The 25980-nt window shown below is 63.7% G+C and carries 30 protein-coding genes and 1 other RNA gene; 6 read left to right on the forward strand and 25 right to left on the reverse strand.

The window, feature by feature from the left end; genetic code table 11:
- Nucleotides 1-13: 13 nt before the first annotated feature.
- The 6 genes from ACN0X9_RS09570 to ACN0X9_RS09595 all read right to left on the reverse strand — a co-directional run bounded on the left by ACN0X9_RS09570 (nucleotide 14) and on the right by ACN0X9_RS09595 (nucleotide 4076).
- Complete coding sequence (locus tag ACN0X9_RS09570) at nucleotides 14-748, reverse strand: queuosine precursor transporter (RefSeq protein WP_417487379.1); 735 nt, start codon at nucleotides 746-748, stop codon at nucleotides 14-16.
- 62 nt (nucleotides 749-810) lie between these two features.
- Nucleotides 811-1416: a recombination mediator RecR gene (recR, locus tag ACN0X9_RS09575; RefSeq protein WP_417487380.1), complete on the reverse strand. Its 606-nt coding sequence runs from the start codon at nucleotides 1414-1416 to the stop codon at nucleotides 811-813.
- A gap of 16 nt (nucleotides 1417-1432) precedes the next feature.
- Nucleotides 1433-1756 carry a YbaB/EbfC family nucleoid-associated protein gene (locus ACN0X9_RS09580; protein ID WP_417487381.1) on the reverse strand — a complete coding sequence of 108 codons (324 nt, stop codon included), beginning with the start codon at nucleotides 1754-1756 and terminating at the stop codon, nucleotides 1433-1435.
- Entirely contained in the window at nucleotides 1753-3573 is a 1821-nt protein-coding gene (locus tag ACN0X9_RS09585) for a DNA polymerase III subunit gamma/tau (RefSeq protein WP_417487382.1), read from the reverse strand. The genes ACN0X9_RS09580 and ACN0X9_RS09585 overlap by 4 nt, the downstream gene beginning before the upstream one ends.
- 127 nt (nucleotides 3574-3700) lie before the next feature.
- An RNA gene (gene ffs, locus ACN0X9_RS09590) (signal recognition particle sRNA small type) lies at nucleotides 3701-3798 on the reverse strand.
- Between the two features lie 44 nt (nucleotides 3799-3842).
- The gene (locus ACN0X9_RS09595; protein ID WP_417487383.1) at nucleotides 3843-4076 is read right to left on the reverse strand and encodes a hypothetical protein; all 234 of its coding nucleotides are present in this window, start codon (nucleotides 4074-4076) and stop codon (nucleotides 3843-3845) included.
- Between the two features lie 154 nt (nucleotides 4077-4230).
- Here ACN0X9_RS09595 and nudC point away from each other — a divergent pair, with 154 nt between their 5' ends.
- Nucleotides 4231-5151, forward strand: a complete 921-nt coding sequence (nudC, locus tag ACN0X9_RS09600; RefSeq protein WP_417487384.1) for an NAD(+) diphosphatase — start codon at nucleotides 4231-4233, stop codon at nucleotides 5149-5151.
- Between the two features lie 58 nt (nucleotides 5152-5209).
- Here nudC and ACN0X9_RS09605 read toward each other — a convergent pair whose 3' ends face one another.
- Nucleotides 5210-5734 (reverse strand): porin family protein, encoded by a 525-nt coding sequence (locus ACN0X9_RS09605; protein ID WP_417487385.1) that lies wholly within the window; start codon nucleotides 5732-5734, stop codon nucleotides 5210-5212.
- A 283-nt stretch (nucleotides 5735-6017) separates the two neighbouring features.
- Between ACN0X9_RS09605 and ACN0X9_RS09610 the strand changes: the two genes are divergently transcribed.
- Nucleotides 6018-6728 (forward strand): c-type cytochrome, encoded by a 711-nt coding sequence (locus ACN0X9_RS09610; RefSeq protein ID WP_417487386.1) that lies wholly within the window; start codon nucleotides 6018-6020, stop codon nucleotides 6726-6728.
- 83 nt (nucleotides 6729-6811) lie between these two features.
- Here the strand turns inward: ACN0X9_RS09610 and ACN0X9_RS09615 are convergent, their stop codons facing one another.
- From ACN0X9_RS09615 to ACN0X9_RS09625, 3 genes are read right to left on the reverse strand one after another with little or no spacing between them, the layout of a single operon-like run.
- Nucleotides 6812-7663 carry a C40 family peptidase gene (locus tag ACN0X9_RS09615; protein ID WP_417487387.1) on the reverse strand — a complete coding sequence of 284 codons (852 nt, stop codon included), beginning with the start codon at nucleotides 7661-7663 and terminating at the stop codon, nucleotides 6812-6814.
- Nucleotides 7603-8004 carry a MarR family transcriptional regulator gene (locus ACN0X9_RS09620; protein WP_417487388.1) on the reverse strand — a complete coding sequence of 134 codons (402 nt, stop codon included), beginning with the start codon at nucleotides 8002-8004 and terminating at the stop codon, nucleotides 7603-7605. The genes ACN0X9_RS09615 and ACN0X9_RS09620 overlap by 61 nt, the downstream gene beginning before the upstream one ends.
- Nucleotides 8005-8036: 32 nt before the next feature.
- Nucleotides 8037-9401 (reverse strand): leucyl aminopeptidase family protein, encoded by a 1365-nt coding sequence (locus tag ACN0X9_RS09625; protein ID WP_417487389.1) that lies wholly within the window; start codon nucleotides 9399-9401, stop codon nucleotides 8037-8039.
- Between the two features lie 102 nt (nucleotides 9402-9503).
- On the opposite strand from ACN0X9_RS09625, the gene ACN0X9_RS09630 reads away from it, so the two are divergent.
- Nucleotides 9504-10298, forward strand: a complete 795-nt coding sequence (locus ACN0X9_RS09630; protein WP_417487390.1) for a tetratricopeptide repeat protein — start codon at nucleotides 9504-9506, stop codon at nucleotides 10296-10298.
- Here ACN0X9_RS09630 and ACN0X9_RS09635 read toward each other — a convergent pair.
- From ACN0X9_RS09635 to ACN0X9_RS09685, 11 genes are all read right to left on the reverse strand, one after another.
- The gene (locus ACN0X9_RS09635; protein ID WP_417487391.1) at nucleotides 10295-10732 is read right to left on the reverse strand and encodes a hypothetical protein; all 438 of its coding nucleotides are present in this window, start codon (nucleotides 10730-10732) and stop codon (nucleotides 10295-10297) included. The genes ACN0X9_RS09630 and ACN0X9_RS09635 overlap by 4 nt on opposite strands.
- Before the next feature lie 81 nt (nucleotides 10733-10813).
- Nucleotides 10814-11314, reverse strand: coding sequence for a hypothetical protein (locus ACN0X9_RS09640; RefSeq protein WP_417487392.1), 501 nt, complete (start codon nucleotides 11312-11314; stop codon nucleotides 10814-10816).
- 62 nt (nucleotides 11315-11376) lie between these two features.
- Nucleotides 11377-12372 carry a type II secretion system F family protein gene (locus ACN0X9_RS09645; RefSeq protein WP_417487393.1) on the reverse strand — a complete coding sequence of 332 codons (996 nt, stop codon included), beginning with the start codon at nucleotides 12370-12372 and terminating at the stop codon, nucleotides 11377-11379.
- A gap of 7 nt (nucleotides 12373-12379) precedes the next feature.
- Nucleotides 12380-13363 carry a type II secretion system F family protein gene (locus ACN0X9_RS09650; RefSeq protein ID WP_417487394.1) on the reverse strand — a complete coding sequence of 328 codons (984 nt, stop codon included), beginning with the start codon at nucleotides 13361-13363 and terminating at the stop codon, nucleotides 12380-12382.
- Between the two features lie 17 nt (nucleotides 13364-13380).
- A complete protein-coding gene (locus tag ACN0X9_RS09655) occupies nucleotides 13381-14907 on the reverse strand; it encodes a CpaF family protein (protein WP_417487395.1) in 1527 nt (508 codons plus the stop codon).
- A 7-nt stretch (nucleotides 14908-14914) separates the two neighbouring features.
- Nucleotides 14915-16417 carry an AAA family ATPase gene (locus ACN0X9_RS09660; RefSeq protein WP_417487396.1) on the reverse strand — a complete coding sequence of 501 codons (1503 nt, stop codon included), beginning with the start codon at nucleotides 16415-16417 and terminating at the stop codon, nucleotides 14915-14917.
- Between the two features lie 12 nt (nucleotides 16418-16429).
- Nucleotides 16430-17113, reverse strand: a complete 684-nt coding sequence (locus ACN0X9_RS09665; RefSeq protein WP_417487397.1) for a CpaD family pilus assembly protein — start codon at nucleotides 17111-17113, stop codon at nucleotides 16430-16432.
- Between the two features lie 11 nt (nucleotides 17114-17124).
- The gene (locus ACN0X9_RS09670; RefSeq protein WP_417487398.1) at nucleotides 17125-18588 is read right to left on the reverse strand and encodes a type II and III secretion system protein family protein; all 1464 of its coding nucleotides are present in this window, start codon (nucleotides 18586-18588) and stop codon (nucleotides 17125-17127) included.
- An 8-nt stretch (nucleotides 18589-18596) separates the two neighbouring features.
- Nucleotides 18597-19433 carry a Flp pilus assembly protein CpaB gene (gene cpaB, locus ACN0X9_RS09675; protein ID WP_417487399.1) on the reverse strand — a complete coding sequence of 279 codons (837 nt, stop codon included), beginning with the start codon at nucleotides 19431-19433 and terminating at the stop codon, nucleotides 18597-18599.
- 139 nt (nucleotides 19434-19572) lie between these two features.
- Nucleotides 19573-20070 carry an A24 family peptidase gene (locus ACN0X9_RS09680; protein ID WP_417487400.1) on the reverse strand — a complete coding sequence of 166 codons (498 nt, stop codon included), beginning with the start codon at nucleotides 20068-20070 and terminating at the stop codon, nucleotides 19573-19575.
- A 127-nt stretch (nucleotides 20071-20197) separates the two neighbouring features.
- The gene (locus ACN0X9_RS09685) at nucleotides 20198-20356 is read right to left on the reverse strand and encodes a Flp family type IVb pilin (protein ID WP_011642356.1); all 159 of its coding nucleotides are present in this window, start codon (nucleotides 20354-20356) and stop codon (nucleotides 20198-20200) included.
- 274 nt (nucleotides 20357-20630) lie between these two features.
- Here ACN0X9_RS09685 and ACN0X9_RS09690 point away from each other — a divergent pair, with 274 nt between their 5' ends.
- From ACN0X9_RS09690 to ACN0X9_RS09700, 3 genes are read left to right on the forward strand one after another with little or no spacing between them, the layout of a single operon-like run.
- Nucleotides 20631-21089, forward strand: coding sequence for a pilus assembly protein N-terminal domain-containing protein (locus ACN0X9_RS09690; protein WP_417487401.1), 459 nt, complete (start codon nucleotides 20631-20633; stop codon nucleotides 21087-21089).
- A gap of 58 nt (nucleotides 21090-21147) precedes the next feature.
- Nucleotides 21148-21705 (forward strand): TadE/TadG family type IV pilus assembly protein, encoded by a 558-nt coding sequence (locus ACN0X9_RS09695; protein ID WP_417487402.1) that lies wholly within the window; start codon nucleotides 21148-21150, stop codon nucleotides 21703-21705.
- Nucleotides 21698-22261 (forward strand): TadE/TadG family type IV pilus assembly protein, encoded by a 564-nt coding sequence (locus ACN0X9_RS09700; protein WP_417487403.1) that lies wholly within the window; start codon nucleotides 21698-21700, stop codon nucleotides 22259-22261. The genes ACN0X9_RS09695 and ACN0X9_RS09700 overlap by 8 nt, the downstream gene beginning before the upstream one ends.
- Here the strand turns inward: ACN0X9_RS09700 and ACN0X9_RS09705 are convergent.
- The 4 genes from ACN0X9_RS09705 to ACN0X9_RS09720 all read right to left on the reverse strand — a co-directional run bounded on the left by ACN0X9_RS09705 (nucleotide 22258) and on the right by ACN0X9_RS09720 (nucleotide 25862).
- The gene (locus tag ACN0X9_RS09705; RefSeq protein ID WP_417487404.1) at nucleotides 22258-23058 is read right to left on the reverse strand and encodes an aminotransferase class IV; all 801 of its coding nucleotides are present in this window, start codon (nucleotides 23056-23058) and stop codon (nucleotides 22258-22260) included. The genes ACN0X9_RS09700 and ACN0X9_RS09705 overlap by 4 nt on opposite strands.
- Nucleotides 23055-24350 (reverse strand): aminodeoxychorismate synthase component I, encoded by a 1296-nt coding sequence (gene pabB / locus ACN0X9_RS09710; protein ID WP_417487405.1) that lies wholly within the window; start codon nucleotides 24348-24350, stop codon nucleotides 23055-23057. The genes ACN0X9_RS09705 and pabB overlap by 4 nt, the downstream gene beginning before the upstream one ends.
- Before the next feature lie 14 nt (nucleotides 24351-24364).
- The gene (locus tag ACN0X9_RS09715; RefSeq protein ID WP_417487406.1) at nucleotides 24365-25135 is read right to left on the reverse strand and encodes a tyrosine-protein phosphatase; all 771 of its coding nucleotides are present in this window, start codon (nucleotides 25133-25135) and stop codon (nucleotides 24365-24367) included.
- Between the two features lie 94 nt (nucleotides 25136-25229).
- Nucleotides 25230-25862, reverse strand: coding sequence for a hypothetical protein (locus tag ACN0X9_RS09720; RefSeq protein WP_417487407.1), 633 nt, complete (start codon nucleotides 25860-25862; stop codon nucleotides 25230-25232).
- Nucleotides 25863-25980 lie beyond the last annotated feature (118 nt).

A 25980-nucleotide genomic window follows, 5' to 3' on the forward strand; every position in this document is an offset into this window, starting at 1 on the left:
TTCCCGACAAGTATCAGCCGCTGAAATCGGTCAGCTTGCGGCCTTCCGCGATATTGCGCAGCAGATAGACGACCGGCGTATCAAAGGCCGCGACCAACAGTTTCACGACCACCTGCCCCAGGATCAGGCTGCCGATCACCGACCAGGTCTGCACGCCGGCGAAGGCAACGGAAATGAAGATCGCGCTGTTGAAGGTCTGGGAGACCATGGTCGACACATTGTTTCGCAACCACAACCGGTTCTTGCCGGCGTGTTTCTGGCGCAAGTGATGAAAGATCAACACATCGGCCAGGGCGCTGATGCCGAAAGCGACCATGCCGGCGAAATTGGTCCGGTTGCCGGACGAAAACACCTCCACGAAGGCTGTTTGCTGCGCGTCTGTCCAGTTGCCGGCGGTCGAGATGAACGGAAACACGTCTTCGGCATGCATCGCATAGAGGAGCAGGAACAGAATGATGAACCGCATCAGCACGCCGGAGATGACCACACACAGGGCATATCCCCGGCCCCAGACCTCCGAGATCACGTCGGTTGCCAGATAGGTCAGCCCGAAGGCGATCGTCCCGGCCGGGACCAGCACGGTGATTGGTCCCAGATTGAAGGCCTGGATCTTCACCGCCGTGATCGCGGCGAGCACCAGAGACACCATGAACAGGCCGGTACAGAAAAACAGGACGAAGGCGCGGCGCGTCACGCGGTCGGGCGGCATGCCCATATCGGTCGCGGTCGTCGAAGTCGGTTCCTGCATGCCAGTCTCCCCGATGCCCGACTGACAACGATAGACCGATTTTTAGCGATGGACAGGGTAAATCAGACGGTGGACCGACTGCGGAAGGCCGCCGCCAGCGTTCCGTCATCGAGATAATCAAGCTCGCCGCCGACCGGGACCCCTCGTGCCAGCGAGGTGATCGAGACATCGCAACCGGCCATCCGGTCGGCCAGATAGTGTGCGGTTGTCTGACCATCGACCGTGGCATTGAGGGCGAGGACGATCTCGCTCACCTCGTCGCGGGCCGACCGCTCGACCAGCTTGGTGATGTTGAGATCCTCGGGTCGCACGCCATCCAGCGCCGACAGCACGCCGCCCAGCACATGATAGCGCCCCTTGAACGCACCGGCGCGCTCCAGTGCCCACAAGTCACCAACGGTCTCAACCACACAGATGGCGGCGTCCAGACGGTTCGGGGCAGCACACACGGTACACGGGTCGGCGACATCCATATTGCCACATTCACTGCAGGCGCGGATCTTGTCAGCGGCATCGGCCAACGCTTCAGCGAGCGGACGCATCAGTGCGTCCTTCTTGCCAAGCAGATTCAGCGCCGCACGCCGGGCCGAGCGCGGGCCAAGCCCGGGCAGCTTCGCCAGCAGCGATATCAGGCGTTCGATTTCCGGACCGGCGGAGGCTGTTTTCATGGAATGAGCGGTCCGGTCAGAATGGCATCTGCATGCCGGGTGGCAATTGCAGGTCGCCGGCCGCGTCTTTCATGATGTCCTGCTGGGCCTGCTCACCCTTGCGGCGCGCATCGGCATGCGCCGCCTTGAGCAGGTCTTCCAGGATTTCCGGCTCGTCGGGGTCCATGATGCTCTTGTCGACATTGATCGACACCATGTCGCCCTTCGCGGTCAGGACCACACGGACAAGCCCGGCTCCGGCCTCGCCCGTGACTTCGGTCTCGGCGAGGCGCGCCTGGGCCTCGGTCATTTTCTGTTGCATGGCCTGCGCCTGCTTCATCAGGCCCATCAGGTCCTTCATGCGCGTTTCTCCGTCGCTTCTTTGCTGTCAGTTTCGGCGGTCGGTTGAGGATCTCGGATCTTCACGATCTCGGCGCCCGGGAAGAGCCGCATGACCTCGGTCACGGCCGGGTCATAGCGGGCTGCCTCCAGCCGTTCGGCTTTCAGGCGGAGGCGGCGCTCCGCCCAGGTCTCGCCGCCTTCCAGCGAGCCGTCCGCAAGGATCATCCAGCGTTCGCCGGTCCATTCCAGAAGCCGTCGCGACAGACGCTGGGCCAGATCACGCGGCGCATCCTCGATCGGCTGGAAGGTAAAGGAGCCGGGCTTGAAGACGGCGGGTCGGACATAACGTTCGACGTCCGACTGCAGGCCGATATCGCGCTTCTCGCGCAGCAGCTCCATCAGGGCTTCCCAGGTCTGCGGACCGGAAATGCCCGGCGCATCCTGCTCAACTTCGGCCACGGCTTCCGGCGTGCTCAGCGCACGATGGGCAGCAGTGTCCCGATCTGTTGCGGTGGACGCCGACCCGGTCGCCGGCGCAGCGGCCGGCTCAGGCTTTCCCGGCGCCTCCCCGGCACCGGATGCCGGACTGGTCGCACGCGGCATGCCGGCCAGCAGGCGGGCCGCATCTTCGGGCGGCGGCAGGCTGGCGGCCGAGGCCAGCCGCAGCACGGTCATTTCAGCCGCCGCCAGCGCGTCCGGCGCGGCGCGGACATCATCGAGACCGGTCAGCAATATCTTCCACATGCGGGTCAGCTGACCCAGGGACTGGCTCTCGGCCAGCGTCACGATCCGCGCCACGGTGTCGGCCGCTTCGCCCAGATCGGCGCCGGGCCCGGCGGCCTTCACGCGGGAGGTTGCATGGACATAATCCAGCAGGTCACGGGTGATCACGACCGGGTCGCCGCCGGCATCATGCAGGGACGACAACTCGGCCAGGGCATCGGCGGTCTTGCCGGTCAAAGTCTGTTCCAGCAGGTCGAGCACACGGGCGCGGTCGGCCAGGCCCAGCATGTCGCGGATCTGCGGTGCACTGACCGGGCCGTCTTCGTCGCTGCCCTGGACGATGGCCTGGTCGAGGAGGGACAGGGCGTCACGTACCGAGCCTTCGGCGGCGCGGGAGATCAAGGAGAGGCCGTCGCGCTCCACCGACGCGCCTTCAAGACCACAAATGCGCTCGAGATGATCGGTCAGGACCTCACGGTCGATCCGCTTGAGGTCGAAACGCTGGCAGCGCGACAGCACGGTCACCGGCACCTTGCGGATCTCGGTTGTGGCGAAGATGAACTTGGCGTGCTCGGGCGGTTCCTCCAGCGTCTTCAACAATGCGTTGAAGGCGGAGGTCGAGAGCATGTGCACCTCATCGATGATGTAGACCTTGTAGCGGGCCGACACCGGGGCGTAACGCACGCCATCAAGGATTTCACGGATGTCGCTAACGCCGGTGCGCGAAGCGGCGTCCATCTCCATCACATCGACATGGGCCGAGCGGCCGATGGCGTCGCAATGACGGCCTTTCTCGGCCAGAGCCATCGAGGGCGCATCGATCTCGTCGGTCTCGAAATTCAGGGCGCGGGCGATCAGGCGCGCGGTGGTGGTCTTGCCGACACCACGCACCCCGGTCAGCATGTAGGCGTGGGCGATCCGGCCGGCGGCAAATGCGTTGGTCAGGGTCCGCACCATGGCGTCCTGGCCGATCAGGTCCTCGAACGTGTCGGGACGGTATTTGCGGGCCAGGACCTGGTAGCCGGGCGTCGGACCGGTTGCGGGAATGTCGAGCCCGGGCATCAACGCTTCGGTCGCTCCGGTGTCTTCGGTTGGGAGCGGCGTATCGTCCATGACGTCCTGTCGGCAGATGCGAGTGGAGTGCGGGTCGGGCGCTGCAACCCCCACGACGCCCCCTCGGGTCGCCGCGTTCGAGCCTAGAGCAAGATTCGCGTTCCGCGAAGGGCGATGCGTGGTTTGAAGTGGAAGACCGGACAGCGACCCGAGCAAAACTCGTTACGGCTGCTTCCTTCCGGACCTGACCGGGTTGGCGAGGCGCTCGTCCACCGCCGATCTTCCGCGCTCTATATCGCGCGTGCGACGCCCCGGTGCAAGGCATGGCTTCATTGTGTGTGCAGGAGCTCCCCCTCACCGCCGATCGCGGCCATCTGCAAGAATCGGGCGTGATCATCAAGCGCCTCGATCAGGGCCAGGCTGCCACCGGCCTCGAGCAGCACATCGCGCCAGTAGCCGGTTACCCGGGCCTGGGTTTCCAGCCAGTCCCGCACAGCAAGTTGGGCATGGGCCGCGGCTGCCGGGCCACCGCTTTGCAAGGGTCGTGTAGAATCGCAAGCCATTCGGGCACCTCCTGCCCCGCATTATTTGCGACTCATTCTCAAATGCAAGCCCTGATTTGCCGCGCAACGCGACCTTTGTTGATGGCGCCGTCAAACCTATCTATGCCTGCAACCGGCCAGCCCGCCGCTAACCGACCGCGTTTGGATCCGACCCATGAATGACCGCACCCTGCTCGCTGGACGTGACCCCCTGGTTTTCGCCGGATCCCCGCTCGACCGTGGAGACCTGCTACGTCGCGACGAGGGCGCACTTGCAGACCTGCTGACCGGTGATGATGGCTGGTGGCTGGGACTGGTCGACGGTGATCCGGTCCTGCAGCAGAGCGGTGGCCTTTTCTGGTTTCGCCGCAGCGAGATCGCCGGACTGGCTGATCTCCAGACCGGGCTGTTCCTCGGACACTACAAGGGCTCGCCCTGCTTCGCCGCCGTGATCAACAAGCCCGACAGCCTGCCACTGGATGGCGAGATCACACCCGCCCGCCAGGCCGCGATGGCGCTCAGCCATGATGAGGCCGCCATCTATGCACAGGCCAAGGCCTTGTTTGCCTGGCATGCACGGAATGGGTTCTGCGCCGCATGTGGCCAACCGACCCGGGTTAAGTCCGGCGGGGCGCGTCGCGCCTGCGAGGCCTGCGAGAGCGAACACTTCCCCCGTGTCGACCCGGTGGTGATCATGCTGGCACTCGATGGCGATCGCTGCCTGCTCGGACGACAGGAATCCTGGCCGGAGGGCGTCTGGTCGGCGCTGGCCGGTTTTGTCGAACCGGCGGAGACCCTGGAAGAAGCCTGCGCCCGGGAATTGGAAGAGGAAGCAGGCGTGAAAGCCGATATTGCGGCGATCCGCTATGTCATGGGGCAGCCCTGGCCGTTTCCGTCTTCACTGATGATCGGTCTTGTCGCACCGGTGCTGGACGCGAGCCTGACCATCGACACGCACGAGCTGGAACAAGCGCGCTGGTTCAGCCGGGATGAGGTGCGTGAGATGCTGGCGACCCGCCATCCAGAGGCAGTCATGCCGCCGTCGATCGCCATCGCCCGGCGACTGGCCGAATTGTGGGCCGACGAGCTGATCTGACGCCCGGACGTATCACGGGCAGAGGGGCCGCGCGACGGCGCGACCCCTCCGAACCGGATCAGCCGCCGATGCGACGGACGTAGGAGATGCCGAAGAAGTCGGCATCGCCGCCATCATCATAGTCATAACGGGTGTAGTCGGCGCGGACGCCATTGCGATCGTCGAAGAAATATTCGCCGCCGACGCCATAGGCCCAGGCTTCGTCGCTGGCGCTGAAGTTCAGGCCGGCCGCGGAGGCCTCGGCTTCGGTCGTGGTGTAACCGGCGCGCAGGAACACCGAACCGTCTTCATTCGACCATGGACGGACAACGCCGAAGACGCCGGCGACATAATCGAGGCTGACATCGCCGGTCAGGCCGCCAACGGTCAGGCTTTCATCGCCAAGGCCGATATTCAGCTGACCTTCGACACCCAGATAGCGGGTGAAATCATAGCTGCCGCGCACGACAACCGTATCAAAATCGACGCCGTCGAAATCGGCGGCTTCATAGCCGGCGCCGAGACGGATCTGGCCTTCCTGGGCCGAGGCGCCAGCGGCGAGGGCCAGAACGGAGAGGGAGGAGACAAGTACTGTACGGAACATATCGGTAAACCTTGTTGAGTTTTATTGGCTGCACGCCATGGGCGCCCCCAGCGGCTGGCTATCTGGTGGTCGATTGGGACCGAATCAAGGCCGCCCTCGCCCCGATTGCAGGCATCGCTGCAATCCGGCGCAGTTGCGCCATCCCCATAGCCTCCGGAAAGCACCATTCTGCGGTCGTGCGTCGCGATACCGCATGCAGATGAGCGCGTTGCGGTGTTGCCTGCGAGCGCGGCGCGTGCCAAACACGGGTCGATTTTCAACCTGACTGTATTTGGGGGCGTCCATGGGCGAACTCTTCTGGAACAAAGTTGCCGGCGCCGTGCTTGCGACCGTGCTGGGTGTCCTGGCGATCACTGAACTGGGGCATCTCCTGGTTCCGTCTCACGCCGCCCATGAATTGACGGCCGAGAATACCGCATACCCGGTAGACTGGGCAGCGATCGGCTCCGGACCTAGTGCCGAAGTCGTCGAGGAAGGCCCGACCGATTACGGCCTGGTCCTCGCTGCGGCTGACATCGGTTCCGGTGAACGCGCTGCGCGTCGCTGTGCCGCCTGTCACACCTTCGATCAGGGCGGCGCCAACGGCGTTGGCCCGAATCTCTGGGGTATCGTCGGCGCCGACATTGCGAGCCATGACGGCTTTGGTTACTCGGGCGCCCTGGAAGGCCTCGAAGGTGTCTGGACCTATGAGGCGCTCGACGCCTTCATCGAAAGCCCGGCCGGCTACGCACCCGGCACGGCGATGTCCTTCCGCGGCCTTGGCAATGACGACACCCGCCTTGAGCTGATCGCCTATCTGCGGTCGCTGTCAGACAATCCGATGCCGCTGCCGGCACCGTTGGTCGAAACCGCCTCTGCCGACGCGGTCGACGATGCCATGGGCACCATGACTGACGCTGTCGACGGAGCCGTTGAGGCGATGACCGAAGTTGTCGAAGAGGCTGTCGACCAGGTGGCCGGCACCGATGACGACACCGAAGGCAATGAGCCATAGTCTCGCCTGACCTGACATCACAATGATCAAAGCCCCGGATGAATTGTCCGGGGCTTTTTCATGTCTGCGATCGGGACAACCGGTCAGCGCGGTCGGTAGATCGCCCGCACCGGGTTTTCCGCTGCGCGTATTCGCGCCTCGGCCTCGGCAAAGGGCTCAAGGGTCACATCCATGCTCGACGCATTGGCATGCAGAAGATGCTCGCTGTCGGTCATGATGCCGACATGGCCGGGCCAGAACACCACATCACCCCGGCGACGTTCCGCCGTGTCGGTGACGTCCTCCCAGATCGCCTTCAGCGCCGCTTCCTGTTGGTCAGCATCCCGCGGCATCGCCTGTCCAGCGGCCTGCAGCGACATCTGCACCAGACCGGAACAATCCAGGCCGAGGCTTTCCTTGCCACCCCACAGATAGGGAGCACCCAGAAACGCCTCGGCGACCGCGACAAAGTCTGACGCGGTCTCGCCGACCGGCAGGCAATGCGCCTCTACCACCCAGCCCAGACCAATGGCCTCGACAAAGCGGCCCTCACGCCGACCGGCCGTGAAACCGGCATTCAGACTGAGAAGATGATTGGGCGGCGCCTTGATGCTCGGCTCCGGGAAGGCATAGGTGCGCAGGACACTGATCACATGATCAACCGGGCGGAGTGTGTCTGACAGGCCGGAACACTCGACCCAGCCGACATAGCCATCGGCCCGGGACTGTCCCCAGGCCCAGCCGTCGCGGGTCTCCAGCACGGAAAAAATCTCGCCGGCCAGGAGTTGATCGTCCATGGCTGCGGCCGCATCCGGCGCCTTGCGGATCGGCAGGGCGGGAATGATGACCTGATGATCGACCGGTGCGACGAAGCGCTCCGCCTCGACACGCCCCCTCAGCTCATCGGATGCGAGGTCGGGCCTGGCGGCTGTGACACGGGGATCCAGCTGGGACATGTACGCGTTTCCTCGGCACGATGGGCGACGGTCTCACCATAATCGTACAGGAATACCGCTCCCTTTACAGTACGATGCACCGAGACATCGCGCTTGTCTTCACGGTCGCGCTTGCGCCGCACAAAGCCCTGCCGTTCCAGCACGTCCAGCGCCCGGGTGACCGCCGGCTTGGGCAGGTCGAGCTGGCGAGCCAGATCGCGGATGGCGTGGGGTCCGGGTTTCATGAAGATCGACAACAGCAGGGCGAACTGACGGGCCGTCAGATCAGCCGCAGCCCCGCGCACGGCATCCGCCGACACGCGCCGCATCATCTCGAGCGATGTCATCGCCTGTGACGGCATGACTGACTCCAAAACAGACCCGATCCAAGTGATCAGCCCTTATTCTGGAACCGCTCCTTGAGCATTTGGTAAACGGCGCGCGCGGCATGCATGTCGCCGCCCTTGGGACGTCCGGGGCGGGGTTTCGGGTTCCAGGCGAAGATGTCGAAATGCACCCAGCGCGCCTCGCCGACAAAGCGGCGCAGGAAGAGTGCGGCCGTAATCGAGCCAGCCATCGGCGTCGCGGCGCTGTTGACCAGATCCGAGATCTCGCCGTCCATTTCGGACTCATATCCATCCCAAAGCGGCATGCGCCACAGCGGGTCGGCCACCTCACCGGCAGCCTTGGCTAGTGCTGCCGCGACGTCATCGTCATCCGTATAGAAAGGCGCCACTTCCGGCCCCAGCGCGACCCTGGCCGCACCGGTCAGAGTGGCAAAGTCGAGCAAGAGGTCGCTGGGTTCCTCGACGGCGCGGGCCAGTGCATCGCCCAGAACCAGCCGGCCCTCGGCATCTGTATTGTCGATCTCGACGGTCAGGCCCTTGCGCGAATCGATGATGTCGCCCGGACGGAAAGCCCCGGCGCCGACTGCGTTCTCGACGGCCGGGACGAGCAGGTGCAGGCGCACGGGCAGCTGGCCGGCCATCACCATGCTGGCCAACCCCATCGCATTGGCGCCGCCGCCCATGTCCTTTTTCATCAGGCGCATGAACTGGGCCGCCTTCAGATCCAGACCGCCCGTATCGAAACACACCCCCTTGCCGACAATGGCCAGTCGCGGATGGCTTTCATCACCCCATTCCAGCTCGAGCAGTCGTGGCGCCTCGCCGGCGGCACGACCGACGGCATGGATCATCGGATAATTCTGGGCGAGAAGGTCATCCCCGCGGGTCACGCGGACCGTGGCGTCAAACCTGTCCGCCAGACCGCGGAAAGCCGCTTCGAGACCTTCCGGCCCCATCCGGTCGGCCGGCGTGTTGACCAGGTCCCGCGTCAGATGGACGGCCTCGGCAATGGCCGTGGCTTCAGAAAGGTCTGCGCCTTCCGGTGCGACCAGGCGTGCCGCTTCGCGCGGAGCAGGCTTGTAGGTCGTGAAGGTATAGCCACCCAGCGCCCAGGCGGTCGCGGCCAGTGTCGGCTCGAACGTGTCGGGCAGGTTGACCAGCTGCCAGTCGCCCTCCGGCAGGGTCAGGGCTGCGGCGCCGAGGACGAAAGCGTCCTTGCCACCACCAATGCCGAACAGGGCCTGGACCTCTCCGCCATCGGGCAGGAGGACGACCTGCCCCGGCTTGCCCTTGAAAGTCGCGGCCAGACCCTGTTGTTCGGCCGGCAGGGACTTGATCGCAGCCTCGACCTCAACCTCGCTGACAAGACGCAATTTGCGGGCTTTCGAGGCGGAGGGAATGAGGGCGGTCATGGTCGTTCCTTTCGTGTGTCCGGAGCTGTCGGACGGATTAACCCATTCTTGACCGGCGCAGCCCAGATTCAAGCCATGCTTAACAGTGGCCCGGTTTCTACCATGCGCAAACACTTCGTCCTCGCCCCGCTTGGCGCCCTTTTGCTGGCAGCCTGTGCAACGACAGCTCCGACAGAACAGGAACAGGCTGTCATCGATTCGATGAATGCCAACTCCATCGTGCCGGCCTCGGCCACCGAACGGCAGGCCATCCGCAGTCAGGACGTACTCACCCAGGCCGCCTTCTGGGCCGAAGCCCACGAGCTCAACCCGACCGACCTCGAGGCCGCGCTGGAGCTGTCCCGCACCCTGCGTCAGCTTGGCAATCATCAGCGTGCGGCTGAAGTTGCCCGCCAGACGCTGGCACTCTATCCCGAGAACGCCGACCTGCTGCTGGCCCATGGCAGCGCCCTCGCAGCGGCCGGTCGCGGTGCTGCAGGAGTCGAATCCCTGCGCCGTGCCAGTCAACTCGAGCCCGGTCGCTGGGAAATTTTCAATGCGCTCGGGATCGCCCTTGAGCAGGCCGGACAAAGCGACGGTGCCCGCACGGCGTTCCGGTCGGCCCTGACCCTGTCTCCGGGCCAGCCATCCATCCTGTCCAATATCGCCATGTCCTATGTCACCAGTGGGGATCCGGACACCGCCGAGCGGATGCTGCGGGAAGCCATGATCCGTCCGGGAGCCGACGCCACCATCCGGCAGAACCTCGCTCTGGTGATTGCCCTGCAGGGACGCTTCGACGAGGCCGAGGAAATGGCCCGCATCGATGTTTCGCCGCAAATGGCCGAAGCCAACATGGCCTATATCCGCTCCATGCTGACCAGCCGCCGCCGCTATGATGCAGTCCGGGAAAACTAGGGCTTGGCCACCGGTCGCCCCTTGAGCAAGCCGAGCGCTGTGATCATCACCACTGCCGACAGGGCAATGAGGTTGATAGTGACGCCCAGATAACCGTTCATCTCCATGCCGATGAACGGATTGCCGACCAGCAACAGCCAGTCGACCATCGAGGCGAGGAAAAAGCCTCCATAGGCGAAGGCTGACCATTTCGAGCGCATCAACAGCATCACTATGGCCAGAATCGAAGCGATCAGCGCGACGACGAAGATGCCTTCCTGCAGCACGCTCATGCTGGCAACGTAACCGTAGGCATCAAAGCTGAACCAGTCAGATGGCCAGGTGTCGGTGCGTACCAGCAATTCGAGCAGGCCCCAGCGTCCGTAGGTGAAGGTCCCGTAGCCACACAGGAGCACGGTGCCCCAATAAAGCGCGACGTCGCGCGTGAGTTTCATGTGATTGTTCCGCCCGAAATTTGCGTCGCCTCGCCCCGCCCTTTTCTACACCAGCCAACCGCAACATCGGAATACAAATATTCAGCCGGCGTCGCTGGCTACCGGCGGCGGTGGCGGTGGCGGCGGAGGTGGTGCGTCCTGCTCGTCCACGGCCTTGAGCGGAAAATCCTTTCGCAGCAGCGGTGTGACAAGCGTGTGATCAAAGCGGAAATCCTCGACCAGTACCCGCATCTCGACCGGAGCCCGCCCATCCTTGCTGGCCTCGCTGCTGCGGTAGAGCGCATAGAGTCGCAGATAGTTCTTGTCGTCCCGGGACAGCGAGGTGTCATCGAGGCGCGAACAGACGGCGATCAGTTTTTGCAGGCCGGGCTTTCGCTTTCCGGCTTTCAGTTCGATCATGGCGCTGGCCAGCCCGACCTTCCAGCCCATGTCGACGAAATGGGTTTTGGGGGCTTGCGACAGCGCCTTGCGGGCCGCGTCGGTATCATCGGCGGCCAGCGCGCTCATGGCTTCGCCCACAGCGGCATCGGCGCTGCGGATTTCCTCGCGGAGCTTTTCAGCCGTCTTGCGCCCGGAAAACATGGGCTGTGTCCACCTGTTCAACATGCTCGATACCATTCAAGTAACGCGCCAGAACGGATTCGTCACATGCTTTGGAAGCGGATGATAGCCGGGCCGAGGATGACCACGAACAAGACCGGCAGGAAGAAGATGATCATCGGCACGGTCAACTTGGCCGGCAGCGAGGCCGCCTTCTTCTCCGCAGCCGCCAGGCGCATGTCCCGGTTTTCCTTGGCCATGACCCGCAGCGCCTGCCCCAGAGGGGTACCGTAGCGCTCGGCCTGGATCAAAGAGGTACAGACGGCCTTGACGCCGGGATGATTGGTTCGCTTGGCCAGGTTTTCGTACGCCACCCGGCGGTCCTGCAGATAGGACAGCTCTGCGGTCGTCAGGGACAGCTCTTCTGCCAGTTCAATGGACTGCGAACCGACTTCGCTGGACACCTTGTGGAAGGCCGCCTCGATCGACATGCCGCTTTCCACACAGATCAACAGCAGATCCAGACCGTCCGGGAAGGCGCCCATGATCGACTGCTGGCGCTTGGCAGCAAGATTCGAGAGATAGAGGTTGGGCGCGTAATAGCCCAGCAGGCCCAGTCCGAACGAGAAACAGACGCGCGTCACTTGCGGCAGGCCGAAATCATTGATCATGAAGACGTAGAACAATGCCGCGCCGAACAGCAGGAAGGGCGACAACAGACGGAAGAAATAGAACGTCATCGCCGGTCGCTGGCCGCGCATGCCGGCCTGGGCCAGTTTTTCGTGCAGGGCCGGGTCCTCGAACGCCTTTTGCAGATCGAGTGCCTCGACCACCTTGCGCACCAGCCCCTTCGCCTCGGCGCCGCGGATGGTGCCCTTGCCGGACATGGCTGCGACATCCAGGGCTGCCCGGTTCTTGCGGCGCAATTCCTCGCGACGGTTGTTGACCGACTTGATCCGCTTGTCGAGCTTGTCCGACCCCATGGCCGGCGAGGTCAGCGTGACTATGGTCGCGAACACCAGGATGGCCGCAACCATTGCGATCAGGGAGCCCGGATCGGTCAGGAAGTCGCGTATCTCGGTGAAGCCGATCCCGAACATGCCCGCCTCAGATCTTGAAGTTGATCATGCCGCGCATGACCATGATGCCGATGAACATCCACGTCAGCCCGCCCAGCAGCATCAGCTGCCCGGTCGGATGGGTGAACATCTGGCCCATGTAAGAGGGTGTGGTGGCATAGACGATGCCCATCACGCCCGGCGGCAGCGAGCCGATGATCGCGGCTGACGATTTGGCTTCCGACGACAGGGCGCCGATCTTCTCGCGCATCATCTTGCGGGACCGCAGCACGACCGACAGATTGCCCAGCGTCTCGGCGAGGTTGCCACCTGTCTTCTGCTGGATGATCAGGACGGTCCGGAAGAAGTTGAGCTCGGGCAACGGCATGCGCTCGCACATCCGGTCCAGCCCGTCGGCCAGCGACACGCCGACAGCGATCCCCTCGACCAGCTTTTCGAACTCGGTACGAACCGGTTCCGGGCTCTCGACCGACAGGATCTTGAGACACTCATTGAGCGGCAGGCCCGATTTCACACCACGGGTGATCACATCCAGGGCATTGGCGAATTCGCCGGAGAATTTCTTCTGGCGCCGCCCCCGCAGGAAACCGAGCCACCAGCGCGGCATGCCCAGGCCGCTGACCAGGCCGATACCGGCAGTCACCAGCAGGCTCTGCCCGGTGATGAAGGCGATCAACAATCCCGCGACCGCCATGCCGGCAGACACCATCCAGAACACGGCCGGCGTGAAGGACATGCCCGCCTGCTGGATACGGGCCTTGATGGACAGCGACTTCTTGCGCTGGTCGCGCTGGCGCTGTTCGAGATCCTTGAGCGATTCCTGGACCTGGCGCTTGCGTTGCGCGGCCTGGTCGAGCGCGGAAGTCTGACGGCGACCGCGCTGGAGGCCGCCCGCCCCGACCGCCCGGTTCATGCGCTTTTTCGACTGCGCATCACCGACAGCACCGACGGCAACCCAGCCAACACCGCCCACCGCCATGAAGGCGGCGACAGCAGCTATGACGAAGGCCATGTCACCATTCATCGCGATCAGGCCTCCGAGGCATCGAGCGCATTGGCGAGCTCGCGTTCCAGCCCGAAATAGCGGGCGCGGTCCCAGAACTTGGGACGGGCGATGCCGGTCGAAGCATGCTGGCCGATAATCTTGCCGTGCTCGTCCTCACCCTTGATCTCGTAGAGGAAGAGGTCCTGGGTGACGATGACCTCGCCTTCCATGCCAACCACTTCAGTGATGTGGGTGATTTTCCGCGAACCATCACGCAGGCGTGCCGCCTGCACGATGACGTCGATCGAGCCGACAATCATTTCGCGGATTGTCTTGGCCGGCAGGTTATATCCGCCCATCGTGATCATCGACTCGATCCGCGACATGGCTTCGCGCGGCGAGTTGGCGTGCAGCGTGCCCATCGATCCGTCATGGCCGGTATTCATCGCCTGCAGGAGGTCGAAGGCCTCCGGGCCACGCACCTCACCGACGATGATCCGCTCGGGACGCATACGCAGGCAGTTCTTGACCAGATCCCGCATGGTGACCATGCCGGACCCTTCCAGGTTCGGCGGCCGGGTCTCCAGGCGCACGACATGCGGCTGTTGCAGTTGCAGTTCGGCGGCATCTTCGCAGGTCACGACCCGCTCATCTTCCTCGATGAAGCCGGTCATGCAGTTCAAAAGCGTGGTCTTGCCGGAGCCGGTACCACCGGAAATCAGGACGTTACAACGCGATGCGCCGATGATGGACAGGACCTTGGCGCCCTCAGGCGTGATGGAGCCAAACTCCACCAGGTTCTGCATCTGCAGCTTGTCCTTCTTGAACTTACGAATGGTCAGTGTCGGGCCATCCAGCGCCAGCGGCGGCGCAATGACGTTGACGCGGGAGCCGTCCATCAGGCGGGCGTCACAGATCGGCGAGCTTTCATCGACCCGTCGGCCGACCTGGCTGACGATGCGCTGACAGATATTCATCAGCTGGGCATTGTCGCGGAAACGGATATTCGTCTCCTCGAGCTTGCCGTTGACCTCGATAAAGACCTTGTCGGCGCCATTGACCATGATGTCGGCGATGTCATCACGGGCCAGGAGCGGCTCCAGCGGACCAAAGCCGAGCACATCATTGCAGATGTCCTGGAGCAGTTGTTCCTGCTCGGCGATCGACATCGCGACGTTCTTGATCGAGATGATCTCGGTGACAATGTCGCGGATTTCCTCGGCCGCGGTTTCATTGTCCAGACGCGCCAACTGCCCCAGATCGATGGTGTCGATCAGGGCGTTGAAGATCGTCGTCTTGATGGCGTAGTACTCTTCCGACCGGCCACTGGGCTCAGCGACGCGCACGGTGCGCTTGGCAGCTTTGGGGCCGGTATAGGCACCGGGTGCCGGCTTGGCGACCGGCTTCGGTGCGGGCGCGGCGGCTTTCGGTGCACTGGGCTTGGCGGCGGGCGCCGACGGCGCTTCCCTGCGCGACGCAGGATCCGGACGCGCCTCGTCCTTTGGCGCTGCCGGCGGCGGCGTCATCGGGGCGGTCGTGGGTGTCGGTCCTCCGGCACGCTTGCCGAACATGGGCGAACTAGCCTCCGAAAAGTTTCGCGATGAGTGAGCGTTTGGGCGGCGCCACCGGTGTCCGGCCGGAGACGAGGCTGGCGAGATGCGAGAAGCCTTCCGCGGCCTTCGATTTCGGGTCGAGTTCGGTGATCATCTGACCGTTATTGGCGGCCTTTCCGAACAATTGCGGCTCGAACGGCAGGACCAGGGTGGGCGGGGTGCCCAGCGCCTCTGCGAAGTCCTTGATCGGTATTTCCGGACGCTTGGGCATGCCGGCCATGTTGATGACCACACGCGGCGGCTCGTCGTTCGGACGGGCGCCGGACACCAGGTCGAACAGGTTCTTGGCATTGCGCAGCGAGGCAAGGTCGGGCGAGACGGTCACCACCACCTGGTCGGCAGCCAGCAGGGTCTGCTTGACCCAGGGCGTCCAGATGTGTGGCAGGTCAAGCGCCACGTATGGGGCCTGGCGGCGGACTTTTTCCAAAACAGTTTCATAGTCCTGCGGACCGAAATCCCACTCGCGGTCGAGCGTGGCCGGGGCCGAGAACAGGCTGAGACGGTCGGTGCAGCGGACCAGAAGGCGATCAAGCAGCGCATCATCGAGTCGGTCCGGCTCGGCCAGTGCGTCGCCCAGCGTCTGGGCGGGGTCCTGATTGAAATCGAGCCCCGCCGTGCCGAAAGACAGATCCAGATCGACCAGGACCGCGTCAGACTGCATGCCTTCTGTCATGGCCCAGGCGCAATTGTGCGCGATGGTCGATGAGCCGACACCGCCCTTGGAGCCGACGAAGGCGATAGTCTTTCCGGCGAAGGGTTGCTCAGGGTCGAGGAAGAGTTCGGAGATGGTGCGGATGACGTGCATCGGCGTCATCGGTGGCACCAGATATTCACTGACACCGCGCTTCATCAACTCGCGGTAGAGGCTGATATCGTTGGCCGCGCCGACGATGATCACCTTGGTCTCCGGATCGCAGACCCCGGCCAGCTCCTCGAGCTGATCAAACAGGCCGCGGCCACGCATGCCGCTCTCGATGATCAACAGATTCGGTGTCGTCTCGTCGTGATAGCGCTCGATTGCTGCGGGCAATCCACCCAGCTCGACCGTGACATGGGCCTTGGCGAGGCGCCGGTCGCCGGCCGCATTGTGGATCAGGGCACCGGTTTCCGGGCGCTCGCAGAAAGCGCCGACAGAAATGCGCGGTACCGGCTGGTCGGGTACGTCGCTATCGACCTCGCCGTAGAGGGTTTCCCCGACCTGAAGGCCGGCAACTTCGTCCTGCAGGTCCTCGAACACCGGATCGATCACACGATCCTCGGGTTCTCCGGCAGGCGCGGGTCCGGTCTCCGCCAGGAACGGGTCATCATCAACAGTACCGTCAAGCGGCGCAGCGTTTCTCGGCCCACGCTCGAGTTCCTCACGGGTTGCTTCACCCAGCAGGAGACGCTCCACATCGGCGGCGTCCAGGAACGGGTCGTCACCATCCAGGAAAGGGTCTTGCTTCATTGCGCGATTTGCATCTGACATGCTGGGCCCTCCCTAGTTTCCGCTGCCGACACGGGACACGGCGCCACTCTCGTAATCGCTACGCTCGCTGGCCGTGGACTGGCCTTCGCGATATCCGTCGATCACCGTCTGGCGACGACCGGTATCGCTTGCATCCATATCGCGAGGCGCCACAAGATCGCGCGGATCGGCAACCATTGCGGCCAGGTTGACCGCCATGGCACAGCCGAAATTGGTGTGGTGCTGATTGTCGAACTCCAGCGCCATCTGGTCCCAGCTGCCATCGCACTCGGCCGGCGCTTCAGCGGCATAGCGGGTGAAGGAGAAGATCAGCTCACCATTCTGGCGACCGCGGGCGTCATAGGCACCGCCGGCAATCACCCGCCAGTCGATGCCCTGCTCGTAGAAGAAGCTGCGCGCTTCCGCGATGGCGCCGATCGCGGCGTCCTCATTGCCGGCGCCCTGGGGATAGCTGATCACCAGCGGGCCATGGCCGCGCGCCTTGTACTCGGCGGCAACCGCCGCAAGCATGCCCTGCTGGGCCCAGGTAAGACCGTTGTCACGCGGATCGACGGCGAAACCGGCCCGATAGGTTTCAGCCACGGCGCTGGCCTGCGGTGTTCCAAGGCCGGTTGGCGCAGTCGTCGCACAGGCTCCGAGTGTCACGAGGCCGGCCAGTCCGATCAGGGCACCGATTGTTTTCTTGTAGGCCACCATCACCAACTCCACTACTCGAACAGGAAGCCGACCGGACCGCTCCAGCCGCGATCACCCGTATCCGATCCGGGGACCGAATAGGCGCGATTGATGCGGCCAAAGAGCAAGCCCGAGGCTTCGCTGGCATTGCGGAAACCGTCCGCAGGCGTCTGCAACTGGTTCGGGTTCGTCGGATCGACCAGATAGGGTGTCACCAACACGACCAGTTCGGTCTCCTGGTTCTCATAGTCCCGCGAGCGGAACAGCGAGCCCAGGACCGGCAAGTTCTGGACGCCGGGAACCCCGTCGAGGTTCTGGCGTGTTTCTTCCTGGATCAGTCCGGCAAGGACCAGGCTGCCGCCGGACGGCAGCTCCACTGTCGTCTCGGCACGATTCACATTGAGCGCCGGGATCGTCAGGCCGGGAACCGTCCCGATGACATTGCCGTCATCGTCGAGGACATTGTTTGACTGGAAGGTGAGCGAGCCCTGGCTGGTCAGCTCCGAGACTTCCGTCGAGATCCGCAAGGAGATGCGGCCCTCGGACAGGACCACCGGGGTGAAACCGAGGCCAACACCGAAGGGCTTGTATTCAATAATGATGTTACCGTCGCGGTCGCGACCGACCGGGACCGGAAATTCGCCACCGGCCAGGAAGTTGGCGCTTTCGCCAGTGATCGCCGTCAGGTTTGGCTCGGCCAGGGTGCGCACCAGTCCGACGCGTTCCATCGCCTGCAGCATGGCGCTGACCGATTCAACGCCACCGGTATTGCCGCTAAGCCAGTCGAGCGTGGCGCTGGTCCCGCCGAGGAAGCGGCCCACGCGCGAGAAATCAGGACTGGTCGAAACACCGAAGCCAAACTCACCGGTCGTGCCGGCGGTCGACAGGTTGACGCCCAGCTGGCGTACGATGGTGCGCTGCATCTCGACAATGCGGACGCGCAACATGACCTGTTCACGGGCTTCGACCGAGATCATCGACAGGATGTTATCGGGATTTTCGACCCAACGCTGGGCGATACGCAAGGCGGCGTCCGCGTCCGCCGCGCTGGGCGCACGACCGGACAGGACGATGTGGTCGTTCATGGCTTCGACCTCGACCCGCGCATTGGGGAGGAAGCGGTCGATGGATTCCTGCAAGGGCGACAGGTCGCGTTCGACCCGAAGATTCAGGTCCAATATCAATTGTCCGTTGGCGTCGAAGAAGAAGGCGTTCGTCTGACCGATGCCCATGCCCATGATATAGGCGCGACGCGGCGTGCGAACGATGGCTTCGACGACTTCCGGATTGGTAACCAGGACATCAGCGACATCGACCGGCAAATGCACCACCGCAGCCTTCGACAGAGGCAGGTCCAGTGTTTCGGAGACCGGCCCATTTCCCGGCTCGCGGATATAGACCTGCATCGTGTTGCCACGTTCGGTACCCGCCGGTTGGGCGTCGACCGGCGCGGCGAGGGCAAGGCTGGCCAGCAGGAGCAGGGTGCGGATCATCATCTCGGTCCTCATTCGTCCCCACCCAGCGCGACTTGCTGGGCACGGCCATAGCGGATCAGGGTGACGGAGCTGGAACGACGCTCCTGGAATGATTGTGACGGCTGCTCCGGCAGTTCACCGCCCGACACCAGGACGGGGGCACCGGAATTGTCGGTCAGGCTGCGCAGGACAAGGGCGATCTCGCCTCGGGCCACAGCCACGGATACGGCGCGCGCCTGATCCGGCGTCAGCTCAAGTGTGGCGGTTTCGCCAACGACGACATCATCATCGGCATCGCTCGAGAAGGATTGGTCGATCGCCAGTACGCGGGCATTCTCGACTATCGTGCGCGCAACAAAGGCCCGACTGGACCCGCGCCGCCCTTCGGCTTCTTCCTCAAAAGAGACAATCACATCGACGCGGTCATTGGGCAGGATAAAACCGCCGGCGCCTGTTTCGGCGGAAATCGGTACCGCGACGGCTCGCATGCCCGGAGTCAGGACAGCCGCCATGAAACCGGCATCGCCCGGCTGGACCAGACGGCGTCCGGTGATCGGCTCACCCTGGCTGATCGGTGCGCGGACGACCGAGCCGGCGAAGTCGGCGATGGTCTGGCCACGATTCTCGACGATATAACCTGGCGCCAGAGCCTCGTCGGGCCAGGCCTGCCAGTAGAAGTCGGCGGCACTGATTCGCTCGCCGATTTCGACGTCACGACGGGCTGCAAGGATGCGCACAGCGGGTCTTTGCTCGACCTCGACGACTTGCGGAGATTCGTTGCTGGACATGGCTTGGCGCACGAAAAAGGCCACAGCAACCGCAGCAAGGGCGGCAGCAGCAAGAATGGCTATGCGGACGGCGTTCATCAGGCGTCTCGAACCTCTCAGGCACACGAATACGTGTGCTAGGAGACGCTGAAATCCTCAAAGTCGCGTTAATGCTTTGCGGAGAATACCGCCTAACCCGACCTTTTGTCAGAGCCGCTAAAACCCCATTCAATTGCGCTTAAAATGCGCTCCAGAATACGGTGTTTGGCAGACTCCAGAACACCCCCGCCGCAATGGCGATTCCGTAGGGGACCGGGGCATTTATCGCCAGCGCGGTACCTTCGACCCGGCTGCCCAGCGCAGGCAGGCGCGGCGCCAGCCAACGCAAAGCCAGAAGGAGGATAACCAGCGCTCCGCCGGCGAGCACGGTATGGATTAGAAATGCAAGGATTTCCGGCCAGCCGAACCACAGGGCTGCGGCCGCGAACAGTTTGGCGTCGCCACCGCCTATCCAGCCCGGCGCGAACAGGGCAAATCCGATCACCAGCGCGATCAGACCACCCAGCAGATGATTGCCGGCCTCGCCCCATCCCAGTCCGGCGGCGAGGGCCGCGGCGGGGAAAGTCAGGATCACCAGCCCGCTCAACCAGTTCGGGATAGTGAAGCTGGTCGCGTCATAAAATGCGGCGGCGATCATCAATCCCGCCAGGACCAGTATCGTGATCTGCATCAACATGCGTCAAATCCCCGTTCGCTTGTCGCGTTGAAGACTGACGGCGAAGGCTTAATGACCGGTTGGCAAAACGAAACGGGGCCGCTCCGATTGGAGCGACCCCGCTTGTCGTGTCACGTGTGACGGACGCTTAGAGCGCGCCGGCAACCGTGTTGAAGTTGTCGCTGACGCCCGTACCCAGGGCCGTCACGGCGCCGATGATGACAACGGCGATAAGGGCGGCAATCAGGCCGTACTCGATCGCGGTGGCGCCAGACTCGTCTTTGAAGAAACGTGAAATCATTTTCATTGGTATTACTCCCGTGTTTTTTTCCCAACCATCAGGAGCCGATCCGTCCCGACCCCTCCTGAACGAGACCCAATAAACACGAGAAGGATTTCAGCCGAGTAAAAATTCGTACTTAACAAAATCTATAAATGCGGCAAAGTTCGCTATAGTTAATACTTGGATAATTCACCCCTCCAATTCAGAATACAAATTTTGGCAGCAGCGTTTAGAAAAGATTCAGACGCGCGCGCGAGGATGGCCATCACGTTTTCCACTCGCGGCTCGGAGCCCTGCCATGTTCAACCGGATTGCCACAGCTATCACCCTGGCGATTGTTTGCGTCGCCCCCGCGGCCGCTCACGATCTCGCGGTCCCGGTCGAGCACGCGGAAGTGATCCGTCTGCCCGCCGAAGCCTCGGCAATCGTGGTTGGCAACCCGTCCATCGCGGACGCCATGGTCCATGACGGCCGCACACTTGTCGTGACGGGGCGTCTGCAAGGCCGCACCAATGTCATCGCGCTCGATCGCGTCGGTCGCATCATCTACGAGCGCGACATCGTCGTCTCGAATCCTGTCGAGGGCCAGGTCGCCCTGTTCCGCGGTCCCAACCAGAGCACGCTGTCCTGCGGCGCGGTCTGCGACGAGATCCCGCGCGTCGGCGGCGACCCGACCCGCACCGAAGTTCTCACCGATCAGCAAGGTGCACGTCTGGCGACCGTTGATGCCGCGATGGCGGGCGACGCGCCACAATAAGCAACACAATACTCAGCACGGTCCGCACATTGTCCGGACCCTTGAAGGGCAATCCGTCATGACCCGCGCGTCAGACATGGCATCGACAAACCGGCCGGCATCGCGCATCGCGCGTTTCGCGCGGGCTCGCTCCGGCGCGACCGCGGTCGAATTCGCCATGATCGGCGCGCCCTTCTTCATGCTTCTGTTCGCAATGATCGAGATCGCCGCGGTCTTCTTCACCGGCACCGTTCTGGAAAATGCGGTGCTCGAGTCGGCCCGGAAAATCCGAACCGGCGAGGCTCAAACGGGCGGCATGTCCCAAGCCGGCTTTCGACAGGAAGTCTGCGCGCTTATCGAAGCGGTCGCCAATTGCGACAATCTGGAGATTGACGTCCAGGTCTTCGAGGACTTCGACAATGTTGACCAGTCCAGCCCGATCCAGGAAGACGGCACCATCGACACCGACGATTTCGGCTGGGAGCCAGGCGATGCCGGCGACATTGTCCTGGTGCGTGTCTTCTATCGTTGGTCCTTGATGACGCCGAATTTCGGCGGCGCCCTGTCCAACATGGAGCACAATCAGCGCTTGATCACCTCGGCCACGGTTTTCCGCAACGAGCCGTTCGATGACTAGATCGCTCCTCAGCTCTATCGGTCGCGTCCTGGCAAGTGCTCTGGGTCGCTTTCGTGACGATCGCCGCGGCGTTTCCGCGGTCGAGTTCGCCTTGATCGCGCCCTTCATGATCCTGCTCTATCTCGGCTCGGTCGAGATCAGCCTGGCCCTGTCCATCGACCGCAAGATCACGTCGGTCTCCAGCGCCCTCGCCGACCTGGTGGCCCAGGATGATGTCATCACCGACGACGAAATATCCGACATCCTCAATGCCGGTGCGGTGATTGTCGCCCCGTTTGACCCGGTTCCCCTGGAAATCCGTATCACCTCGATCCTGATGGATGCGGCCGGCGAGGTCGAAGTTCAATGGTCCGACGCTGACGGCATGTCACCCTATGCCGAGGGCAGCGCGATCTCGGTGCCGGACGGTGTCCTGGAACGCAATCGCTCGGTGATCATGGTGGAGGTCGAATACCGCTATGAGACGATGTTCGGCGAACTGGGCGTCAATCATTTCGATATCTCGGAAATCTTCTACCTGCGCCCTCGCCGGTCGATCGTGGTGTCGCGCAGCTAGGCGAACAGCGCCGCTATACGGGACGGCAACTCGCCGGACCCGAGCGCCCGCCCGTCCAGCCCGGTCACTGGAACAGCGCCAAACGCGGCATTGGTGACGAAGACAGCCTCGGCGCCTTCAAGCACATCCAGTCCGAAAGCACCGGTCTCGACCGGCATCGAATCCAGGATTTCCGCGCGCACCGTTCCGGCCAGGACACCGCAAGCCGTCGCCGGCGTGTAGATCTCGCCGCCGATCAGCCAGAACAGGTTGGCGCAATCGCAGCCGGATACATTGCCACGCGTATCCAGCAGCAGGGCCATGTCGGCGCCCTGTCCGCGTGCCTGACGTCGGGCCTGGATATTGTCCATATAGGAGAGTGTCTTGTGACGCGCGGCGAGGCTGGCCGGCGAGCGCCGGATTTCGCTGAGCCCCAGCCGGACCGAGGCCGGCGGCGTCGAACGCGGAGCGGCAGTCAGGGTCAGCGAGGGTACCAGCTCGTCCGGCCGATCCAGGCCCCGAAGCCCGGGCCCTGATGTGAGGGTCAGGCGCACAATGGCGTCCTTCAGGGCATTGCGGGCCACCAGTTCTGCGACCAGCTCGGCAATGCTGTCGCTGTCGCGCGGCCCGGGCAGGCCCAGCTCGGCCGCGCTGCGGGTCAGCCGCGCCATGTGGCGGTCCAGCCGGACCACCTTGCCCTTGATCACATGCAAGGTCTCGAACAACCCGTCGCCCAACAGGACGCCGCGGTCCGCCAGTGCCCAGCCGGTCTGTCCGGCTTCCAGCCATTCCCCGTCCTTGAAGGCAATGCCCGTCATGACTCCCCCGCTCCCAGCGCCCGGCGCAAGGCCGACACCTTGGTCAGTGTTTCCTCATACTCCGAGACCGGGTCGCTGTCGGCGACAATGCCGCCACCCGACCGCAGGCTGGCGCACCAGCCACCACCCTCTTCATCCCGACGCAGGGCCGCCGTCCGGATCATGACATTGAGATCCATATCGCCGCTGTCACAATCGATCCACCCCAGCGCACCGCAATAGGCGCCGCGCGGTTCGCCTTCCAGTTCAGAGATGATTTCCATCGCCCTCACCTTGGGCGCGCCGGTGATCGAGCCCGGCGGGAAGCTGGCCGCCAGCAGGTCGAGCACGTCATGATCGGCCGCCAACTCGCCTTCGACCACCGAGACCAGATGGTGGACATTGGCATAGCTCTCGATGTCACACAGGGCCGGCACCCGGACCGAGCCGGGACGGCAGACGCGTGACAGATCATTGCGCATCAGATCGACGATCATCAGGTTCTCGGCCCGATCCTTGGCGCTGGCCGACAGTTCCGCCGCCAATTGCCGGTCCTCGACCGGGTCGGCGGCCCGCCGCCGGGTACCCTTGATCGGTCGCGCCTCGATGCGCCCGCCATCAACCCGCAGGAAGCGTTCGGGCGAATTGGTCAGCACGATCCGGTCGGCGTCGAGACAGAGATAGGCTGCGTGCGGGGCGGGTGAATGCGCGCACAAACGCCGGAAGACCGGCCAGGGCGTGTCTGCCGGGTCGAGACGGACATCGAAGGCCTGGGACAGGTTGACCTGAAAGACATCGCCGGCATGGACATAATCACGCGCCTTGCGCGCCGCGGCGAGATAGGTGTCGCGATCCCAGCGCGGCGACCAGTCGGCAGTCCCGGCAGGGACTGGCAGGTCAGTGGACGCATCAACCGCCTCGATCGCCGCGGCCATCTCTTGTGCCGCTTCGCGCGAGTTGCCGCGTACCACTAGCGTCCCCGCACCCCGGTCGAACTCGGCCCAGGCCGGATAGTGGGCCATCGCCAGCGGCGGCCAGCGCGGATCGAGATCGGGCAGGCGCTCGAAGGCGGCGGCAAGATCATAACCCAGCAGTCCGGCCCACATGCCGCCATCACGCCGGGCGACGGCCGCGAACCGGTCGAAGCCTTCCCGGCCCTCGCCGACCAGAACCTGGTCGGGTGACACAAACAGACGCGCCCGCTCCTGCCGCCCGTCATGCAGAAGCAAGGCGTGCGGCTGGTCGCTCCACGGCGTGAACGCCGTGACCGGATCACGCCAGGCAAGTGAAACTTCGTGTCGGGAAACCGCCATCGGGCGCGCGCGGCCTAGCCCGTCAGCCAACGCGCACGCAGCGCATCCCGCTCGTGCTCGGCAATGCCCAGATGATCGCGCACATAGTGATCGACCCCGCCCATCACCTCGAAGGCCTGGCGCAGGTAATCGCCATCAACGCCCAGGAAGGTGCGCATCATGGCCGGCTCCATGGCCTGGCCGTAATCGGCCAGCACGCGTTCGCGAATACGCGGGATGATGGCGTCGAAATCGACCGCCTGGTTGGTCAATTCGTAATCGGCGACAATGGTGTCGGCATCGACCCCCAACTCATCGAGAATGATGGCGCAGAAAATCCCGGTCCGGTCCTTGCCGGCAGCGCAATGGACCAGGAAACCGGCTTCGGCATCGCCAGTCGCCAGGGCCCGGTAGGCGTCGCGATAGACATCCTGATTGCCCGCTTCCATCGGGATCCGCCGATAGGCCGAGAGCATGTAGTCGCGCACGCCTTCGGTCGTGTGCACGCCGGTGCGCAGAAAGCGCAGATGCGGCGGCTCGCCGGCATCACCCTTGTCAGACGCCAGTACGCGCGGCGCGATCGGGTCGGGCCAGTTGGACGGTTCATTGGTGCGTTCGCGCGGCTTGCGCAGATCGGCCACAACCTGGATGCCCAGCCCGCCGATATGATCCCAGTCAGGATCACTGGCGCGGGAAAAATGGCCGGAGCGATAGAGCCCCGTCTTCACCCGCGCGCCATCAAGGCCGTCATAGCCGTGAAAGTGCCGGAAATTGTGGACGCCCTCGAGCGGTGTAATGCGTGTCATGTATCGGAGGTACGCAATCACCTGCCCCGCGACAAGGCTGCCGCCCGACAAAATCCGTTGACGGCTGAATACACCGCCAACAGGCCTGACGGGATCAACCGACCTCCGCCTCGCCTATTTCCTCCAGGAGGCGACGATACTGCCCGATCAGGAAGCGCTCCTGCGAGGCCAGTTCGGTAAAGCCGATCTGGGTGAAACGCAGGCTGGGCACGAGGTCCTGGGGGCTCATGATCTGCGGGCCGGAAAACATCAGTTCGACAATTTGCCGCCAGGTCGATTCCACGCCATAGGCCTGCATTTCATAGATGCGGGCTACTTCCGACACGCGCTCATAAGGCAGCACATTCAGCCGACCATGTTGCTGCGCATGTTCCCAGGCAAAACGCGACAGACCGGGCGCATTGACCCCGCGTGGCAGGACTCTCGGGAATTCGTCGAACAACACGCCCTCGGCCAGTTCCGGCGAGGCTTCGATCTCTGCCAGCCGCGCGCCGATCCGCTCGACCACTTCTTCGTGATAGGCGACGACATCTTCCAGCGCCTCGATATTGGCCTCGATCTCGGCCACCACACGCCCCATCGCCGCCTCGGCGGCGCGCCGGTCGGCCACATCCTCACGCCATTCATTGACCAGAAAACCGAGCACCACCGCAAAGACGATAAGCGTCCCCTCGACCACGGCGCGACCGAACCAGGAGGGGAGTGAGGGCGTGTTGGCAGTCGACATGGGCAGGTCCGGTATTGTTTCAGACGAGACTATGCAGAATTGCCGCCGGACAACAACAGGACTGACAAGGCTTGAGTCCCGGACAGCGTCTCCCCGACCTGACGGGGTTACAGGACGC

Origin of the sequence: Maricaulis sp. (assembly GCF_048268525.1) — a bacterium.
Taxonomy (GTDB): domain Bacteria; phylum Pseudomonadota; class Alphaproteobacteria; order Caulobacterales; family Maricaulaceae; genus Maricaulis.

Coding starts and splice junctions, on each gene's coding strand:
- ACN0X9_RS09630 (WP_417487390.1), top strand. CDS start 9,504: ATGCGCAAACACTTCGTCCTCGCCCCGCTTGGCGCCCTTTTGCTGGCA.
- ACN0X9_RS09670 (WP_417487398.1), bottom strand. CDS start 18,588: ATGATGATCCGCACCCTGCTCCTGCTGGCCAGCCTTGCCCTCGCCGCG.
- ACN0X9_RS09700 (WP_417487403.1), top strand. CDS start 21,698: ATGACTAGATCGCTCCTCAGCTCTATCGGTCGCGTCCTGGCAAGTGCT.
- pabB (WP_417487405.1), bottom strand. CDS start 24,350: ATGGCGGTTTCCCGACACGAAGTTTCACTTGCCTGGCGTGATCCGGTC.
- ACN0X9_RS09595 (WP_417487383.1), bottom strand. CDS start 4,076: ATGGCTTGCGATTCTACACGACCCTTGCAAAGCGGTGGCCCGGCAGCC.
- cpaB (WP_417487399.1), bottom strand. CDS start 19,433: ATGAACGCCGTCCGCATAGCCATTCTTGCTGCTGCCGCCCTTGCTGCG.
- ACN0X9_RS09660 (WP_417487396.1), bottom strand. CDS start 16,417: ATGTCAGATGCAAATCGCGCAATGAAGCAAGACCCTTTCCTGGATGGT.
- ACN0X9_RS09580 (WP_417487381.1), bottom strand. CDS start 1,756: ATGAAGGACCTGATGGGCCTGATGAAGCAGGCGCAGGCCATGCAACAG.
- ACN0X9_RS09585 (WP_417487382.1), bottom strand. CDS start 3,573: ATGGACGATACGCCGCTCCCAACCGAAGACACCGGAGCGACCGAAGCG.
- ACN0X9_RS09695 (WP_417487402.1), top strand. CDS start 21,148: ATGACCCGCGCGTCAGACATGGCATCGACAAACCGGCCGGCATCGCGC.
- ACN0X9_RS09645 (WP_417487393.1), bottom strand. CDS start 12,372: ATGTTCGGGATCGGCTTCACCGAGATACGCGACTTCCTGACCGATCCG.
- ACN0X9_RS09685 (WP_011642356.1), bottom strand. CDS start 20,356: ATGAAAATGATTTCACGTTTCTTCAAAGACGAGTCTGGCGCCACCGCG.
- recR (WP_417487380.1), bottom strand. CDS start 1,416: ATGAAAACAGCCTCCGCCGGTCCGGAAATCGAACGCCTGATATCGCTG.
- ACN0X9_RS09605 (WP_417487385.1), bottom strand. CDS start 5,734: ATGTTCCGTACAGTACTTGTCTCCTCCCTCTCCGTTCTGGCCCTCGCC.
- ACN0X9_RS09720 (WP_417487407.1), bottom strand. CDS start 25,862: ATGTCGACTGCCAACACGCCCTCACTCCCCTCCTGGTTCGGTCGCGCC.
- ACN0X9_RS09715 (WP_417487406.1), bottom strand. CDS start 25,135: ATGACACGCATTACACCGCTCGAGGGCGTCCACAATTTCCGGCACTTT.
- ACN0X9_RS09655 (WP_417487395.1), bottom strand. CDS start 14,907: ATGTTCGGCAAGCGTGCCGGAGGACCGACACCCACGACCGCCCCGATG.
- ACN0X9_RS09610 (WP_417487386.1), top strand. CDS start 6,018: ATGGGCGAACTCTTCTGGAACAAAGTTGCCGGCGCCGTGCTTGCGACC.
- ACN0X9_RS09615 (WP_417487387.1), bottom strand. CDS start 7,663: ATGTCCCAGCTGGATCCCCGTGTCACAGCCGCCAGGCCCGACCTCGCA.
- ACN0X9_RS09640 (WP_417487392.1), bottom strand. CDS start 11,314: ATGTTTTCCGGGCGCAAGACGGCTGAAAAGCTCCGCGAGGAAATCCGC.
- ACN0X9_RS09665 (WP_417487397.1), bottom strand. CDS start 17,113: ATGGTGGCCTACAAGAAAACAATCGGTGCCCTGATCGGACTGGCCGGC.
- ACN0X9_RS09570 (WP_417487379.1), bottom strand. CDS start 748: ATGCAGGAACCGACTTCGACGACCGCGACCGATATGGGCATGCCGCCC.
- ACN0X9_RS09650 (WP_417487394.1), bottom strand. CDS start 13,363: ATGGCCTTCGTCATAGCTGCTGTCGCCGCCTTCATGGCGGTGGGCGGT.
- ACN0X9_RS09620 (WP_417487388.1), bottom strand. CDS start 8,004: ATGCCGTCACAGGCGATGACATCGCTCGAGATGATGCGGCGCGTGTCG.
- ACN0X9_RS09690 (WP_417487401.1), top strand. CDS start 20,631: ATGTTCAACCGGATTGCCACAGCTATCACCCTGGCGATTGTTTGCGTC.
- ACN0X9_RS09635 (WP_417487391.1), bottom strand. CDS start 10,732: ATGAAACTCACGCGCGACGTCGCGCTTTATTGGGGCACCGTGCTCCTG.
- ACN0X9_RS09680 (WP_417487400.1), bottom strand. CDS start 20,070: ATGTTGATGCAGATCACGATACTGGTCCTGGCGGGATTGATGATCGCC.
- ACN0X9_RS09705 (WP_417487404.1), bottom strand. CDS start 23,058: ATGACGGGCATTGCCTTCAAGGACGGGGAATGGCTGGAAGCCGGACAG.
- ACN0X9_RS09625 (WP_417487389.1), bottom strand. CDS start 9,401: ATGACCGCCCTCATTCCCTCCGCCTCGAAAGCCCGCAAATTGCGTCTT.
- nudC (WP_417487384.1), top strand. CDS start 4,231: ATGAATGACCGCACCCTGCTCGCTGGACGTGACCCCCTGGTTTTCGCC.